We start from the raw sequence: 15832 nt of genomic DNA, 5'->3' as shown, positions 1-15832 counted from the left end.
CCCACGAAGAAAAAATTTTCTTCGGATACACGGCGTTACGTATGATGATGAAGTTGGAAAGAAGTATTAAAATTTCGCATTACAAATCTCTCCTTAACATAAGTTTTTCCAAATTATATCAGATGATTTTTGAAATATCAATATTTTCAGTTTTGAAAAATGCGTGAAGTTATGTAGGAGAAATGGAAAAGGGTGTATAATAAAAGAAAACTTAATAATATGAAATAACCTTTTAAGGAGAAGCACATGAAAAAAGATAAAACGAATGCGATGCGAATATTAGATAAAGAAAAAATTGAATATTCGATGATGTCATATGATCCAGACGATGGGAAAATTGATGGCGTGTCAGTAGCCGAGAAAATTGGACGAGAAGTGAGAGAAGTATATAAAACGTTAGTCGCTCAAGGGAATAGTAAAAATTATCATGTGTTTATCATTCCGGTAGATGAGGAACTGAATTTAAAAGCAGCGGCAAAAGCAGTTGGTGAAAAGAAAATTGAAATGATTCCAGTAAAAGATATTACGAAAGTGTCAGGATACATTCGCGGTGGTTGTTCACCAGTCGGAATGAAGAAGTTATTTTCTACATGTATCGATGAAAGCGCCCGATTACTTGAAACGATCATTGTAAGTGGCGGAAAAATTGGTATACAAATTGAGCTGAAAGTGGAAGATTTGGCGAAAGTAACGAGAGCGCAGTTTGGTGAGATAACGAAGTAAATATACATAGGGGAAGAAGTTCTAAATATTATGGAACTTCTTTTTATTTTAGATAGATGTTTCTTAACGGTTGTTGTAGGATAATCTAATTAAGTATACGGATTATGTTTTTCGTGGTATAAAACATCAAAAAAAAGATTTTTTCAGTATAAAACATTTTAAAGGCGAACATTTTTAGGGTGAAATAAAATAATGTTCATATTTATATTGCGTCTACACTAATAGTTTGTTATATTATCCATATAATAATTTTGAATAACATCACTCGTATATACTCGGTAATATGGTCCGAGCGTTTCTACCTAGTTCCCAATGAAAGAACTGGACTACGGGTTAAAGTATTCGGTCGGTTTGTGTATGGAGCCGCTACCGTTCTATAATGTAGCATTGACCTCGTCTTTTGCTTCATTAACTTTGACTACCGTAGTTCTAGAAAGTAGAGATTCTTCTACAATTTCTAGAACTTTTTTGTTTGGACCAAAAGTATCGAGTATAGAAAACAACAAGAGAAAGAGGAGATTATTTATGAAGAAGAATACGTTGAAAAAATGTGCTGCCCTAGTAACTACTGCTGCATTGTCACTCTCGATACTTGCGGGATGTAATGCGAGTCCGAAACAAGTTGAGGCAAAAACCAATCAAAAACCAATCTTAATTCAAGGGCCAATGCCGATAGAAGCTGAAAGTTTTGCGAAAAGGTTGAAAAATGTGGAAGAAGAAAAATCTGGAACATTTGTATTTTATAAAGGAACTGTCGACAATTATCCTGTAATCGTTGCGAAAACAGGTAAAGGAATGGAAAATACAGCAGCTGCTACAGCAGTGGCTATTGAAAAATATAAGCCTATAGCGATTATTAACCAAGGAACATCGGGTGGCCATGATCCTAATTTAAACGTATTTGATATTGTGTTAGGAAAACAAGTTGCAAATATAGGTACATTAAAAACCACAAATATGGATGAGAATCAAGGGATTGAGCCAACAAAATGGATATCTATGGATTTAATGGCTTCTGAAGGAAGTGCAGGAGAAGATCCAAATGCTGAGAAAATCCGATACTACGAGGGAGATAAGGATTTACTTGCAGCAGCTAATGCAGTGAAAGATACATATACAAAAGGTAAAGTGGTTGAGGGTACGATAGGTTCAGCAGACGTTTGGAATAATGAAGTTGATAGAATTAAGTGGTTCCATACAAAATACGGTACATCTGTAGAAGAAATGGAAGGCGCTGCTGCAGCGCAAATCGCAAAAGCTTATGACGTACCATTTTTAGGAATTAGAGTATTATCTAACAATAAAACAAACGGCGGAAAATACAATCCAAATACAGCAGCGGCAAATCAAGAATATGTATATGAAGTAGTTAAAAAGTATATAGCTTCGATGCCAAATAAATAGAAGTAGTTGTATGCTCAACATAAATGTCAATTAGCTCCAAAAGTTTCCGAGACAGATAGATTTACCTTAGGAATGATAGTTGAAAAAGAAAAGCTTGTTTCTTATTGAAAAATATAAGAAATGAGCTTTTTTATTTAGAAAAAATTGAGTAATTAGTTTATAGCGTTAATATATAACATTGAATATCGTAATAATATAATGGAGGTGAATGTAAAATGGCTTTTACTACAGGTCCTATTGAAAACTTGGGAAATCAACCTGCTAATGCAAATAGAGTTAGGGTGAAAATCCTTAACCGTACTGCTGGCCCGCTTACTGGAGTAGCTAGAGTTTTTAGACTTGACGGTTCAATAGTATTAATTGAACAGGTGAATTTCAATGTGAATTCTAATGCTTCTACTATTGAAACTCTAAGTTTAGTTCATCCTGCTTTTGGACAAGCATTAGAATATGAAGTTCAAATTGTTCCTAATCAACCTGGTGGACTATATAGTGTTTATGGAATAACAGCTGAAAGTGTTATCATTACTGCACAACGTGTTGTCAATGCAGAATTAACACAGTTTCTTTAATAAAAATAGATTGGTGCCTACATGGTATCCAATCTATTTTTGTACTTATTTTTCAGAGAAAGAAGAGTTTTACACAAAAAATAAAGACAGTTATGGAAAAAGGAAGAGCCGAGCTATCATCTCGATTTGTACGATTGCTGTCCTAGACTCTATCTGTTTTATTGCACGGTTTTTTTTGAAAAATTTATTAAATATGCATAATTGCATAAAAAAATTGAAATTTATAAGTTAACATTAAACTACTTTTTAATTGTAAAGAATAGTTTAATAATCTTTACTAGGGAAGGATATTCCTTGTGAAAAGTGAATTTGTTTGAAAAGTAGATAAACCAAAAGTATGGAAATGATACAGACTGAATAGGGTTTTGTATTAAATAAAAAGAGAAGGGGAATGGAGTTTTAAACGTTTTCGTAGTTTTAGGGAGGACATTTTTAGTAAATGACTTCAAATTATATTTTAAAGGGGAAATGGGTATATGAAGTTTCGAAATACAAAGCTTGCTATGGTTACACTATCTTCATTCTTTATTTTAGGTTCTGCATCTCTATCATTCACAGATACTATACATGGTGAAGTAGCTTCTGTATCACCACAAGAGATGACTGTAAAAAGCTATGACGATACATATTATAATAATGCAATAGGAAAAACGGGTTTGGAACTAAAGAAGGAACTTCATAATATTATTGATGATCATACAAAGTTATCATACAGTGCGGTTTGGGAAGCGCTAAGAGATACGGATGAAGATCCAAATAATAAAAACAATGTAATACTCTTATATACTGGGCGTTCGCAAGGGAAACTTACGAATGGTTCAGGAGTTAATAACTGGAACCGAGAGCATGTTTGGGCAAAATCTCATGGTGATTTTGGAACGGCTGCAGGACCTGGAACAGATCTGCATCATTTAAGAGCGACGGATGTATCTGTAAATAGTTCACGTGGAAATCTGGATTTTGATAATGGTGGTGTGAATCATTTGGAAGCGACAGAATGTAAATATGATAGTGATTCTTGGGAACCTCGTGATAGCGTAAAAGGAGACATCGCTAGAATGCTGTTTTACATGGCTGTTCGTTACGAAGGGGATAGCGGTGAAATAGATTTGGAACTAAATGAAAAGGTGAATAACAATAAAGATCCGTACATGGGGAAACTCTCTGTATTACTAAAATGGAATGAACAAGATCCGGTCGATGATTTAGAGCGAAAGCGTAATGAAATAATTTTTACAAAATATCAACATAATCGCAATCCTTTTATTGATCATCCGGAATGGGTAAATAAAATTTGGAACTAAGATTTGTAAAGGTATTATATTTTGTAAGAAGGGATTGATCATAATGATCAATCCCTTCTTACATCTATACTAGAATCAATAATTTTCATAGGATTGGAGAGGAAAATAGAATAGATGTTTTTGTATCATTAAGTTAAGTATATTGTAAACCTTTTAGTACGGTCCCCACTCAATATTCACTCCAATAATAAGAAAAATAAGTCCAATGATAAACCAAATGAATGCAAGTGGAGCCATAAATCGAATCCATTTTCCGTAAGAAATGCCGCTAGCTGCGAGAACGCCCATTAAAACACCGGAAGTTGGATTTAAGCAGTTCACTACACCTTCGCCGAGCATAACAGCTTGTACTGTAACTTGGCGTGTAATGTGCATGAAATCAGCTAATGGAGCTAATATCGGAATGAAAATAACAGATTCTCCTGTCCCAGATGAAATGAGGAAATGTAATGCGGCACTACTTACATACATACCGATAACGCCAAATACAGGGCTATGTCCTTCGAGAGACTGTGCGAGTTGATTAACAATTGTATCAAGTAATTTGCCTTGTTCTAGAATGACTGAAATAGAGCGAGCCATTCCGACGATCAAAGCACCGTATATGAGATTTTGGCAGCCTGCTAGAAAAGTAGAAGCGATATCGTTCGCTTTCATACCGCCTATTATTCCTGCTGTAATTGCGATGAAAATAAAAGTAGCGGTCATTTCTGCATCTGTCCAATGTAGTCGAAAAGCCCCTATTAAAAATACAATTAATGATAAAGCTGAGACGAGTAAAATTAATTTGTGACGTATTGTCCAAGGAACTTCAGTTTTCTCTATTTCTCTCTCTCTTGAAAGAGCATTACTTGGAAACCAGTTATCGCCGAGTATGCTTCCTTTATTCGATTTTTTTTAACGTTTTATATACCAATTAATATACAAAATGGTAGCAATTAAAAAAGAGATATAGATTGCTGTACGTAACCCAATCCCTGAAAACATCGGAAGTTCTGCGATTTTTTGTGAAATGCCTAAAGGTGAGGGAGATAATATAGTAGCATTAAAACCAGCATAAGTGCCTAAATAAATAATTGCTACGCCAACGATAGCGTCCCATTTCAATGTGCGTGCAACGATGATGCCGATGGGGATAAAGCCGATAACTGAGTTAACGATAATGCCAGTCGTTCCGAGAAGAGAAAAGAGTGCGGCGACAATACAAATGAAAAGTAATTGCTGATTCCGAAATTTGTTAATCACATGATAGATTAAACCGTCAAGAGCACCTGTTTTTTCAAGAATGGCAATGGCTCCACCTGTAAATAAAATTAAGAAGATGATAGGAGCAGCAAGTGTCATTCCTTTTTCAATAGCGGTAAAAAAAGAAACAAACCCTACTGGCGATTGTGGAACAGAATGATAACTTCCTGGTATTGTCGTTGTAACAGTCCCGTTTGTTACTCTTTTAAATTCTCCAGCAGGAACGAAATAAGTAGCTATTGCACAAAGTAAGGCAATAAAAAATAGTAGTACGTACGCGTCAGGCATTTTAAACTTTCGTTTACTAGGTTGTTTTTTTACCTCAGTTTGTAATTGCATAAAATCCCTCCTTTTTCACTTGGTTTATTTTTAATATTCTGAAATTTATCTGTGAAATAGATTATAATAAAGGTGGCTTCTTAAGGCAATAGTTTTTCTGTCCTTTCCTGCACATACAAATTATTGCAACATTAGACAGGGAAACGAAAATAATCCAAGAATATGTTAAATAGAAAGTAAAAGGAAAAGAGGGAAAAAGATGTGGAAAACTACGGATCTATGTGATGAGTTTGAAAAGGAGTTACAAATATGTCGCCAGTCTTTTCGATCTTTTGGGAAGAAAGAACAATTCCACGGGAAAATTGCAACGGTGAAAGTGAAGGATGATAATGTACTAGTGAAGGAAGGATTACAAACATTACCGGAAGGAACGGTATTAGTTGTTGATGGTGGAGCGTCTACGAATTGTGCGTTACTCGGTGATAATTTGGCAGCTATTGCAGAGGAAAGAAAGCTGGCAGGAATTATTGTAAATGGATATGTTCGTGATTCTAGTGAACTAAAGAATATTAATATTGGTATTTTAGCGTTAGGGACGATGCCAAATAGAAGTGTAAAAGAAGGGAAAGGAGAACGAAATATTTCATTGCAATTTGGACAAGTAGAATGGAAGCCAAATGATTATGTTTATGTGGATGAAGATGGCGTCATTATTAGTGAAAAAAGTTTGCGTCGTTAAAGGTTAGTAAGTTACTATTCTTAGAAAATAAATCCGATAAAGCATGGACAAAATTCTTTGTCAATAGTAAAATAATACAGAAATTTAAAATTAACAGAATGTATAGGTTTATCGTTTTACGATAACTTAAATGGAAGTAAGTCGTGCCTAAAAAAGTGAATGTTATCACAATGATACGTTCATGAACAAAATTATTTTTCCTATACAAATATAGCGGCGAATGATGCGGGTAGGAGGTGTTGCACAGTTTGTTCGACACTTACAAAAAAAGAGTGTCAATTGCACGCCCTTGAAGGGTCTTTTTTTGTGTGAATAGTAGTAAGGGAGGAAATTTTGGGATGGCAATGTTGAAAAAATGGCTGCTTACGTCGTTAATGGCAGTTATACTTGTATTTGTTTCTTTTGCGAATACAGTACATATTACGTTTGCTGAAGGAAATACAGCAAAACTTGCAATTGTTGGTGAATCACAAAATGGCATTATGTTATGTCCGAAAGAAGAGCAAATTAAAGATGGGGAAACAGCTTTAAGTTTGCTGCAAAAAGTCATGGGGGACAAAGTAGAAGCTGAAACGATGTCGTTTGGAACGTATGTAAAAGGCATTGATGGGCTAATGGCCGGGGCTACAAGTGGCTGGCTGTATGATGTAAATGATAAATCTGCAGAAGTTGGAGCGGATAGTTATAAATTAAAATCTGGAGATGTTGTTGTTTTCCGTTTTGTTTCAGACTGGAGCAATATGAGTCAAGAAACATTACAACAAACATTAGATAAATTTGGTACTTGTAAAACGGTAGAAGAACCAAAAACAGATGATCCAAAACAAGAAAAACCAGAAGAACCAAAGACGGATGATCCAAAACAAGAGAAACCAGAAGAACCAAAGACGGATGATCCAAAACAAGAGAAACCAGAAGAGCCAAAAACAGATGATCCAAAACAGGAAAATCCAGATGGAACAAAAACACCAGAACAACCAAAGCAAGAGAACATTCAAGTTCCAGCAGCGCAAGTAAACGAAGCAATTTCTAAAACGTCTGAAAAGATGTTACAAGATGGAATAGAGAGTGATTGGGTAGCTCTAGGGCTTTCTCGTTCTGGAAAGAATGTACCAATTGAGGCGCAATTAAATTATGTTAAGGCAGTAACAGAAAAAGTGGAAAAGCGTATAAATCGTTTTTCAGCAACAGATTTAGCTAGAACGATTATTATGATGAATGCAATGAGTGCAGACCCTAAAAAGGTAGGCGGACATAACTTAGTTCAAAAATTGTATGAATCTGATAAAGTAAATTCTGTTACAGGTTATACATTTGCGTTACTTGCCTTTGATACGAATAAATATGAAATTCCAGTCGAAGCAAAGTGGAATCGAGTTGCTTTAGTAGATGCAATTTTAAACACGCAACATACAGATGGTGGCTGGACTTATACTAGTTCAGGTAGTAAAGATAGTGCTAGTAGCGTCGATGTAACAGGTATGGTTTTATCCGCGTTAGCACCTTATCAAGATCGATCAGATGTGAAACCAGCTGTACAAAAAGCTGTTGCGTATTTATATAACGAACAGCTAAAAAATGGTGGTTTTTCTGCTGATGGACAAGAGAATTCTAATAGTACTGCGCAAGCAATTATTGGATTATCACTTGTTAAAGATGTAGATCAAAATCGTCTTCATAAGGCAGTGCAAAGTCTGCTGTCATATCAACTTCCAAATGGTGAATTTAAATGGTTACCAAGTGATCAAAATGGTAACGGAATGGCTACAGAGCAAGCTCTTTTAGCGTTAGTTCAATTTAAAGAAATCGGAAAGTCTATTTATGACTGGTCTAATGTAGGCGATGATGAAGTAATTAAGCCGAAACCGATTGAAGAGCCAGAAAATAAGGTAATAGAAAAAGAAATTACTGAAGAACCGAAAGAACAAAAACAAATACAACAAGAAACAAAAGATGAAGATGTAAAAGTTGTTGTAGATAATAAACCAGTTAAAAATGAAAACATGCTACCGAAAACAGGAGCATCTTCTCATAGTACAGCTACAGAAGTAGGTATGGGTGTATTATGTATTGCTTCTGCATATGTATTATGGAGACGTAAAGCAGCTTAACAAAAATTAGGAGCAATGATTTGCTCCTAATTTTTATATGAAAGGTGAGAGAGAACATGAGTAAGATGAAGTGGTTCATTTCTTTAATGCTTTCACTCGGGCTACTTGCCGGATGTGAAGAGGCGGCTGTAAAGCCTGAGAAGAAAGTAGAGCCAAAGCAAGAAGAGGTAGCAAAACAAGAAGAACCGAAAGAAGAAGTGAAACCGGAAGAGAAACAAGCTGAGCCGGAACAGAAACAACAAGAAGAGAAACAAGAACAAAAAGTAGCAGAGCAGCCGAAAGAGGAAAAGCCGCAGGAACAACCTGAAGTAAAGAAAGAAGAGAAACCTCAGGAGCAATCTGCTACTAAACAACCAGAACAACAAAAAGCACAAGAAGAGAAACAACAGCAACCGAAAGCACAGGAAGTAAAAGAAGAAGCAAAGGTTGTCAATCAGCCGAAAGAAACACCAAAGCAGGAGCAAAAGGTAGATCCGAATAAAGAGAATAAAACGATACCGACTCCGCCCGTACCAACTCCTGTACCACCAAAACCAGATCCAGTACCGGTACCTAAACCACAAGCAAAACAAGTTACTATCTCCGTAAAAGGACATGAAGGGTACTTATTAGGTGCGAAAAAGGTTGATGTACAAGAAGGTGATACTGTTTATAAAGTGTTGCAGCGTACAGGATTAGATGTTGATGCAAGTGGATCAAAAGATAGTATTTATGTAAAAGGTATTAATGATTTATATGAAAAAGATATTGCCGATACTAGTGGATGGAAATATCGTGTGAATGGTGCATTTCCGAACCGTAGTGCTGGTGTAGTTACAGTAAAACCAGGAGATACAATTGAGTGGGTATATGTATTAAAATAAGAAAGGCATTCGGTAAAGGACTATGAAAATAAGTTTTTCTTCTTTACATCCTTTTGTGAATTTTTTCTATTATATTGGGGTGATGATACTATGTATGATGTGTCTTCATCCTCTTTTTTTAATTGGAGCAATTTTATTAATCGTTATTTTAAATGTGATACAAGGGAATAGCGAAAAGATAAGAAAGATGTTACCGAGCACAATCGTATTCTTTTTTATGGTAATTTTATTTAATTCGTTATTAACGCATAGAGGTCGAACTACGTTATTTTGGTTAGGTGATAGCCGTATTAAGCTGGAGGCAATTATGTTTGGACTAGTAATGGGGTTATTACTAGTTGCGATTATGTTTACGTTTGCTTCGTATAATGATATTATTTCAAGTCATAAATTTTTATATTTGTTTTCGAGAATTTCACCGAAAGTTGCATTGTTAACGATGATTACAGTGAGGTTTGTGCCTTTGTTTATTAGACGATTACAGAAAATAACACTCGTCCAAAAGACAAAAGGTGTGCAGGTAGATTCAGGTTCAATTGTTGAACGAGTGAAAAATGGCATGCAGTTACTGCAAGTATTATTAATTTGCTCGTTAGAAGATGCACTTCAAACGGCAGATTCTATGCAAGCTCGTGGATTTGGTGTAACGAAACGTACGACGTATATTCGGTATAGAATGGAAAAACGTGATTGGTATACGCTCAGTTATTTAATGATTTTATTTATAACTGCTATCATATGTAGTAAGTATGGCGGAGGAAAATTGATCATTTATCCGAAAGTCGAATTTATTCTATTCCACCAATACGATGGAATGATGTTTGTAGCATTTACGCTGTTTATTAGTTTACCAATCATAATGGAAGGAAGGGAATGGATATGGTGGCGCATGCAGAAATAAACAATTTATCATTTGTATATGCTGATGAAAATGAAAAAGCGTTACAGCATATTTCTCTTTCTATTCAAAAAGGAGAGTTTATAGCGCTAGCTGGAGGATCCGGATCTGGGAAGACGACATTATTAAAACATTTTAAAAAGGAGTTACTTCCAATTGGCACGCGTTCGGGAGAGATGTTTTATGAAGATGTATTATTAGAGGAAGTACCTGACTTATTATCTGCCCAAGAAATTGGGATGGTATTTCAAAACCCAGAAAATCAGCTTGTAATGGATACAGTGATTCAAGAATTAGCATTTTCTTTAGAAAATATCGGATTACCATCACATATTATTCAAAAACGAATAGCCGAGCTCATTAGCTTCTTAGGATTTCAAGATTTATTGCATCAATCTGTTCATACGTTATCTGGTGGGCAAAAACAACTTGTCAATTTAGCTGCGGTATTAGTTATGCAGCCGAAACTATTATTATTAGATGAACCAACGGCGCAATTAGATCCAATTGCTGCGAAAGAGTTTTTAGGATTGTTAAAACGTATTAATGAAGAACTTGGAATTACGATTATTTTAAGTGAACATCGTTTAGATGAAGTGATACCACTTGCAACACGCGTTGTTTGTATGGATAACGGCCGAATTGTTTATGATGGTAGTCCTAAAACAGTTATAGCGAAAATGTGGAAAGTAGAAAACTTCCGTCCATTTATTCCGCAAATTCCAAGGTTGTTTTTAGAATGGAATGCGAGAGATATTCCGTTTACAGTGCGAGAAGCACAAATGAAAATGAATGACTTTTCAGCGATATCATATGTGAATGAGCAGATGGTACAACGTGAAAAACAAGAAGTAATGTTAAGTGCAGAACATATTTCTTTTCAATATGAAAAAAATAGTCCGCTTATTTTACGAGATTTAACAGTTGCGATTGAAAAAGGAAAATGGGTAGCGCTCGTTGGGAAAAATGGTACTGGGAAGTCTACACTGTTAACGATTTTAGCAGGATTGCAAAAAGCGAGAAGAGGGAAAGTAAAGTGGCATGGTAAAGTGATACATAAAATTGATTCGAAAGAACGATTTAAAAGGATCGGGTATGTATCACAGCATCCGTATTATCATTTTACATTTGATACAGTGTGGCAAGAAGTTTATGAACGTGCTCGTGAATTATATGGAGAACAAGGAAAAGAAATAGCAAAAGATATGTTGAAACAGTTTTGGTTACATTCGCTTAAAGAGCGCCATCCACATGATTGTAGCGGGGGAGAGCAACAACTACTTGCATTATGTACAACGTTATTATCAAAACCAACGCTATTACTACTTGATGAACCGACAAAAGGGTTAGACCCATGGAAGAAAGAAAGAGTAGGGGAGCTATTTAGGAAATTACAAAAAGAAGGTACAACCATTGTAATGGCAACGCATGATATTGAGTTCGCAGCGAAATATGTTGATCAGTGCATGATGTTATTTGATGGAACAGTCATTATGAATGATGCACCGAAAGAATTTTTTAGCGGTAACTTCTTTTATACAACATCTATTAATCGATTCATTCGAAAAGAATTGCCATATGCATTAACGTGGGAGGATGTGTACGAAGCGTGTCCAAACGATATATTGCATTCATAATATGTATTTTTGCGTTTATAATAGGCACATTACTCTTTACTACACTCCTCATGGACGGCTATTACATGGTAAGTAGTTTGTTTTTATTAGCTGTTATTATGTTACCTTTCTATATCCGTTTTGAAAGGAAGGCGTTTGTTTCACGTGAAATTGTTCTCGTTGCCGTGTTAGCAGCAATTGCTGCGGTTAGCCGCGTACCATTTTCTATTTTACCAAGTGTACAACCAACTTCCTTTGTCATTATCGTTTCTGCAATCGTGTTTGGGAGTGAAACTGGTTTTATGATCGGGGCAACAGCCGCTATCGTATCGAACATTTTTTTAGGACAAGGTCCGTGGACACCGTGGCAAATGTTTTCGTGGGGTATGATTGGTTTTATAGCTGGACTATTACGTAATACATTTTTCATGAAAAAGCTATGGGGAAGACTCCTATACGGATTAATTGTTGGATTTTTATTTGGTTGGATTATGAACTTCTGGGGACTTCTCGGTTTTATACGAGAAGCAACGTGGGAAACCGTCATTGCGTACTATGTCGCGAGTTTTTACTTTGACTTAAGTCATGCGATTTCAAATGTTATTTTCCTACTACTATTTAGTACTTCGTGGATTACGATTCTCACAAGGTTTAAAAAGAAATACGGTATATTAGATGAGCATAACATGACATAGAAAAGCATACTTATATAAGGTAGGGTCGCGACTTACATATTCGTTTGCCTCTTTCATGCTTCTTACATATTGTAAGAAGCATTTTTTATTGTCAAAAAATAGATCCAATATACATCCGTTATTATATAAAATTATTTGTATAATAGTAGGTGAGAACTTCTTTCAAGAGGGAGGTGTATAGTTAATGAAGTTAGTTATTCCGAAGCAACATGGTGCATGGGCCATGCTTGTTATCCCATTTCTATTAAGTGTCATACTTGGGAAACCTACTTTTTATCATATTCCATTGTTTTTAGCTTGGTTCTTTATCTATTTAGCTACGTATCCATTTCTCATGTACATAAAACAAAAACGAAAAAAAGAGTTTTTACATGCAGCAATTGTATATTTTATTATTGCGTTCGTATTTGGGATGATTTCTCTATTATATGAATGGCGAGTTCTTTTATTCGTAGCAGCAATGATTCCATTATTTATAGTAAATATGTATTACGCTCGTCAAAAGAATGAAAGAGCACTGCTAAATGACATTTGCGCAATTATCGTTTTCTGTATAGGTGGTTTAGTTAGTTATTATTTTTCAATGAAACTCATAGATAAAACAGCTTTATTTATTGCGATTATTTCATTTTTATATTTTTTAGGAAGTACGTTTTATGTGAAGACAATGATTCGTGAAAAAAATAATCCGAAGTATCGTATTATATCATGGGGTTATCATATCGTATTAACGATAATTATATTTGTTACCAATCCATGGTGCTCTCTTATTTTTATACCAAGTGTCATTCGGGCAATTATGTTGTATGGCAAAAAAATTTCTATCATAAAAGTAGGGATTTTAGAAATTGTTAATTCTGTATATTTTTTAATCATAACGGCAATAATTATGAAGTATGCCATTTGAAAAAACTTCCCACCTTATGATGGGAAGTTTTTTTCAATCTTGTTCTAAAATGTGAACCGTGTAATCGCAGCGTTGAATAGCTTGTTCGATCGCATAAAGAGATTGCTCAATACGAGCACGATTAAAATCTTTTTCGACAGTCTGTAATGCTTCTTCTAAACAATGTTTTGCTTCTTGTAATGATTGAAAAGAATCTTGTACATATCCGCGAGCATTTTCGTGCATTTCATAATCCTCCTTGCATATTCATATATGTATAGTATGAACAGGAAGAAAGAAAATATAATTTGTTGTATTTGTTTGACAATTGAAATGAAATTACGTATAGTAAGATTTAAGTGAATATTTTCTTATCCAGAGAGGTGGAGGGACTGGCCCGATGAAACCCAGCAACCGCGATGCAGGTGCTAATTCCAGCAGAACATATTTGTTCTGGGAGATAAGACGAAGATATATACGTAACTTCTTCTTATCGGAGAGGTTTTTTTGTTGCAAAAAAACCGATTACGAAAATTTATATTAAGAAGAAAGGGGTTGCGGATTACTGTGACACTCGAAAAATACGTAAAACTGCGTAGTACAGTTTATGAATATATGATAGAGCAAGATAAGCCAATATCATTGTTAGATATTCAAGAACATATCGTTTCGCATCATGAAGGAAAATTCACGAAAAAAATGTTACATCAATTTTATTTATCAAGACTATTAGATGAACTCAAACTGGATGGGAAAATTACATTAGCTGATGATGAATATCTCTATACTGAAAAAGGGGTATTTTATAAGGCGAGAAAAGGGAGCTAGTCTCTCTTTTTTTCTTGAAATAGCGAAGTATGTAGAGTAAAAGACTGCTAATGCAGCCTGATACAGGGAATGGTGTTGAGTGTGTAGTGTCAAAAATTGAATGTGCCTGAAAGAGGCAATTCATATCGGCTGCAAATGAAAAGAGACACCTCCGCCGAATAGGTGTCAGTCGTTTTGTCACGTAGACTCGCTACTTGACAGTTATTAGAATAACATGCAGGTTTTTTGAAGTCAAAAGGGAATTAAAGGAAGAGGTGCAAATATGTACGCTTACTTATTAAAAGATATAACGAAATGGATCCCAAAGTACATTATAGATAAGGGATATGAATATTATGAAGATGGACATGTAGAAGATGTTGAAATACAAGACAAGAAAGTAATTGCTTTCGTTACTGGAAATGCAGGAAATTATGAAGTGATTATTGATCTTGAAGATTTTACAGAAAGTAGCTGCGAGTGTCCTTATGAGAATCTTTGCAAGCATATGGCGGCAGTTGTTTATGATATTCAAGGTGCTGGTGAGCGTACGGTGAAAGAGAAACTGAAAGATTTAGACAAGGAAGAGTTACTTACCGTATTAAACCGTTTATTACAAAGTTCGAAAAACGTACAAATTGTAGAGAAGATGTTAAAGAAGGGGAAACTTTAACTATAGAGGGAGTTGTTTTGTAATGAACGTATTAATTATATACGCTCATCCTAATCCTTCCAGTTTTAACGAGGCGATTTTAGAGCATGTGCAAAAAGGACTACAGGGGAAAAATCATTCTGTTACAGTACTTGATTTATATAAGGAACAATTTGATCCGGTGCTCGTATTTAATGAAGAGAAGAAAAGGCGTGATTTAGTAAATGAAGAAGAAACAGCTTGGTACAGAACGTTAGTGGCAGAAGCAGATACTCTTTTATTCATATATCCGATATGGTGGTGGGGGATGCCTGCTATTTTAAAAGGGTTTATTGATCGCATTTTCGTAGCTGGATTTGCTTATAAATATGAAGGTGCCTTGCCGAAGGGCTTATTGAAAGGAAAGAAGGCGTGGGTAATTAATACGTTAGATTCACCGTTATGGTACGTCGCCCTATTATATCGATCAGCAGATTGGATTATGATGAAGAGAGGTGTTTTACGTTTTTGCGGCATTCGCGATATAAAACGATCTGTTTTTCAATCTGTGAAAACGAGTAAACGAGAGAAGCGGGAAAAGTGGTTATTACAAATAGAAGAAAAGGCTCGTACATTATGAATGAAATTGATCGTATTATAAATTGTTGTCAGTATGATAACGAACTTTTTCGTACCTATATTAATTGCTTAATCCAATTGAAGAAATATAGTGAAACGTTTCAACAAATGAAGATCCAATTAAGAAATGATTATTTAATAAGAGGGATTTGTGAAAGAGAAGTCGATGAGGTAGTAAGAGGAAGTAAAGAGTATGAAACGTATTTTCTTCCTAAAGCGTTACAGTGGAATTTCTTGAGGGAAAATCCATATCTGATTGAAAAGATATGTAAAGATTTTTTTGCATTTGAGGCATTAAACCTTACGGAGATAGAGTGGAAGACGATTATAAATTGCGTGGGAAATAAAGTGAAACTTTAATCAGTGGGGGTTTTGTTCTTCCCACTGATTATTAGCCTTCACCAATCGGGCATTTACAGG

16 protein-coding genes, 1 pseudogene and 2 riboswitches are annotated in these 15832 nt (G+C 35.2%); of the genes and pseudogenes, 15 read left to right on the top strand and 2 right to left on the bottom strand.

Annotated elements, in window-relative coordinates; translation table 11 throughout:
• Positions 1–246 precede the first annotated feature (246 nt).
• The 4 genes from ybaK (at position 247) to ACUN26_RS13030 (ending at position 4003) form a co-directional block, all read left to right on the top strand.
• Positions 247–723 carry a Cys-tRNA(Pro) deacylase gene (gene ybaK / locus ACUN26_RS13045; protein WP_000710868.1) on the top strand — a complete coding sequence of 159 codons (477 nt, stop codon included), beginning with the start codon at positions 247–249 and terminating at the stop codon, positions 721–723.
• 245 nt (positions 724–968) lie between these two features.
• Positions 969–1072, top strand: a riboswitch (purine riboswitch).
• 176 nt (positions 1073–1248) lie between these two features.
• Positions 1249–2127, top strand: a complete 879-nt coding sequence (locus tag ACUN26_RS13040; protein ID WP_000742445.1) for a 5'-methylthioadenosine/S-adenosylhomocysteine nucleosidase — start codon at positions 1249–1251, stop codon at positions 2125–2127.
• 215 nt (positions 2128–2342) lie between these two features.
• Positions 2343–2699, top strand: a complete 357-nt coding sequence (locus ACUN26_RS13035; RefSeq protein WP_000896124.1) for a hypothetical protein — start codon at positions 2343–2345, stop codon at positions 2697–2699.
• A gap of 476 nt (positions 2700–3175) precedes the next feature.
• Positions 3176–4003, top strand: coding sequence for an endonuclease I family protein (locus ACUN26_RS13030; RefSeq protein ID WP_002039134.1), 828 nt, complete (start codon positions 3176–3178; stop codon positions 4001–4003).
• A 153-nt stretch (positions 4004–4156) separates the two neighbouring features.
• Here ACUN26_RS13030 and ACUN26_RS13025 read toward each other — a convergent pair.
• A pseudogene (locus tag ACUN26_RS13025) lies at positions 4157–5587 on the bottom strand (YfcC family protein).
• A gap of 199 nt (positions 5588–5786) precedes the next feature.
• Here ACUN26_RS13025 and rraA point away from each other — a divergent pair.
• From rraA to ACUN26_RS12990, 7 genes are all read left to right on the top strand, one after another.
• Entirely contained in the window at positions 5787–6266 is a 480-nt protein-coding gene (rraA, locus tag ACUN26_RS13020) for a ribonuclease E activity regulator RraA (protein WP_000266041.1), read from the top strand.
• A gap of 338 nt (positions 6267–6604) precedes the next feature.
• On the top strand, positions 6605–8377 hold the full coding sequence (locus ACUN26_RS13015; RefSeq protein WP_001241040.1) for a DUF4430 domain-containing protein: 1773 nt from the start codon (positions 6605–6607) through the stop codon (positions 8375–8377).
• A gap of 56 nt (positions 8378–8433) precedes the next feature.
• On the top strand, positions 8434–9240 hold the full coding sequence (locus ACUN26_RS13010) for a DUF4430 domain-containing protein (RefSeq protein ID WP_000041445.1): 807 nt from the start codon (positions 8434–8436) through the stop codon (positions 9238–9240).
• A 22-nt stretch (positions 9241–9262) separates the two neighbouring features.
• Complete coding sequence (locus ACUN26_RS13005) at positions 9263–10141, top strand: energy-coupling factor transporter transmembrane component T (RefSeq protein ID WP_002093566.1); 879 nt, start codon at positions 9263–9265, stop codon at positions 10139–10141.
• Positions 10114–11775: an ABC transporter ATP-binding protein gene (locus ACUN26_RS13000; RefSeq protein WP_002093567.1), complete on the top strand. Its 1662-nt coding sequence runs from the start codon at positions 10114–10116 to the stop codon at positions 11773–11775. The genes ACUN26_RS13005 and ACUN26_RS13000 overlap by 28 nt, the downstream gene beginning before the upstream one ends.
• Positions 11748–12449, top strand: coding sequence for an ECF transporter S component (locus tag ACUN26_RS12995; protein ID WP_002093568.1), 702 nt, complete (start codon positions 11748–11750; stop codon positions 12447–12449). Before ACUN26_RS13000 ends, ACUN26_RS12995 begins: the two co-directional genes overlap by 28 nt.
• A 184-nt stretch (positions 12450–12633) precedes the next feature.
• The gene (locus tag ACUN26_RS12990; RefSeq protein WP_000779960.1) at positions 12634–13356 is read left to right on the top strand and encodes a YwiC-like family protein; all 723 of its coding nucleotides are present in this window, start codon (positions 12634–12636) and stop codon (positions 13354–13356) included.
• 33 nt (positions 13357–13389) lie between these two features.
• On the opposite strand, the gene ACUN26_RS12985 is transcribed toward ACUN26_RS12990, so the two are convergent.
• Complete coding sequence (locus tag ACUN26_RS12985; protein WP_000545000.1) at positions 13390–13581, bottom strand: hypothetical protein; 192 nt, start codon at positions 13579–13581, stop codon at positions 13390–13392.
• Positions 13582–13703: 122 nt separating this feature from the next.
• Positions 13704–13802: riboswitch (SAM riboswitch) on the top strand.
• 40 nt (positions 13803–13842) lie between these two features.
• Here ACUN26_RS12985 and ACUN26_RS12980 point away from each other — a divergent pair.
• From ACUN26_RS12980 to ACUN26_RS12965, 4 genes are all read left to right on the top strand, one after another.
• The gene (locus ACUN26_RS12980) at positions 13843–14163 is read left to right on the top strand and encodes a hypothetical protein (RefSeq protein ID WP_073990648.1); all 321 of its coding nucleotides are present in this window, start codon (positions 13843–13845) and stop codon (positions 14161–14163) included.
• Positions 14164–14425: 262 nt separating this feature from the next.
• Entirely contained in the window at positions 14426–14815 is a 390-nt protein-coding gene (locus ACUN26_RS12975) for an SWIM zinc finger family protein (RefSeq protein WP_000271514.1), read from the top strand.
• Positions 14816–14837: 22 nt separating this feature from the next.
• Positions 14838–15413 (top strand): NAD(P)H-dependent oxidoreductase, encoded by a 576-nt coding sequence (locus tag ACUN26_RS12970; protein ID WP_001101574.1) that lies wholly within the window; start codon positions 14838–14840, stop codon positions 15411–15413.
• On the top strand, positions 15410–15772 hold the full coding sequence (locus ACUN26_RS12965; RefSeq protein WP_001002313.1) for a hypothetical protein: 363 nt from the start codon (positions 15410–15412) through the stop codon (positions 15770–15772). Before ACUN26_RS12970 ends, ACUN26_RS12965 begins: the two co-directional genes overlap by 4 nt.
• The last annotated feature ends 60 nt before the right edge of the window (positions 15773–15832 follow it).

It is taken from the genome of Bacillus sp. WC2503 (genome assembly GCF_052682895.1).
This window is presented reverse-complemented; position numbering and strand designations above follow the sequence as displayed.

Coding starts and splice junctions, on each gene's coding strand:
- ACUN26_RS13015 (WP_001241040.1), top strand. CDS start 6,605: ATGGCAATGTTGAAAAAATGGCTGCTTACGTCGTTAATGGCAGTTATA.
- ACUN26_RS12965 (WP_001002313.1), top strand. CDS start 15,410: ATGAATGAAATTGATCGTATTATAAATTGTTGTCAGTATGATAACGAA.
- ACUN26_RS13035 (WP_000896124.1), top strand. CDS start 2,343: ATGGCTTTTACTACAGGTCCTATTGAAAACTTGGGAAATCAACCTGCT.
- ACUN26_RS12975 (WP_000271514.1), top strand. CDS start 14,426: ATGTACGCTTACTTATTAAAAGATATAACGAAATGGATCCCAAAGTAC.
- ACUN26_RS13030 (WP_002039134.1), top strand. CDS start 3,176: ATGAAGTTTCGAAATACAAAGCTTGCTATGGTTACACTATCTTCATTC.
- ACUN26_RS12990 (WP_000779960.1), top strand. CDS start 12,634: ATGAAGTTAGTTATTCCGAAGCAACATGGTGCATGGGCCATGCTTGTT.
- ybaK (WP_000710868.1), top strand. CDS start 247: ATGAAAAAAGATAAAACGAATGCGATGCGAATATTAGATAAAGAAAAA.
- rraA (WP_000266041.1), top strand. CDS start 5,787: ATGTGGAAAACTACGGATCTATGTGATGAGTTTGAAAAGGAGTTACAA.
- ACUN26_RS12970 (WP_001101574.1), top strand. CDS start 14,838: ATGAACGTATTAATTATATACGCTCATCCTAATCCTTCCAGTTTTAAC.
- ACUN26_RS13005 (WP_002093566.1), top strand. CDS start 9,263: ATGAAAATAAGTTTTTCTTCTTTACATCCTTTTGTGAATTTTTTCTAT.
- ACUN26_RS12985 (WP_000545000.1), bottom strand. CDS start 13,581: ATGCACGAAAATGCTCGCGGATATGTACAAGATTCTTTTCAATCATTA.
- ACUN26_RS13000 (WP_002093567.1), top strand. CDS start 10,114: ATGGATATGGTGGCGCATGCAGAAATAAACAATTTATCATTTGTATAT.
- ACUN26_RS13010 (WP_000041445.1), top strand. CDS start 8,434: ATGAGTAAGATGAAGTGGTTCATTTCTTTAATGCTTTCACTCGGGCTA.
- ACUN26_RS13040 (WP_000742445.1), top strand. CDS start 1,249: ATGAAGAAGAATACGTTGAAAAAATGTGCTGCCCTAGTAACTACTGCT.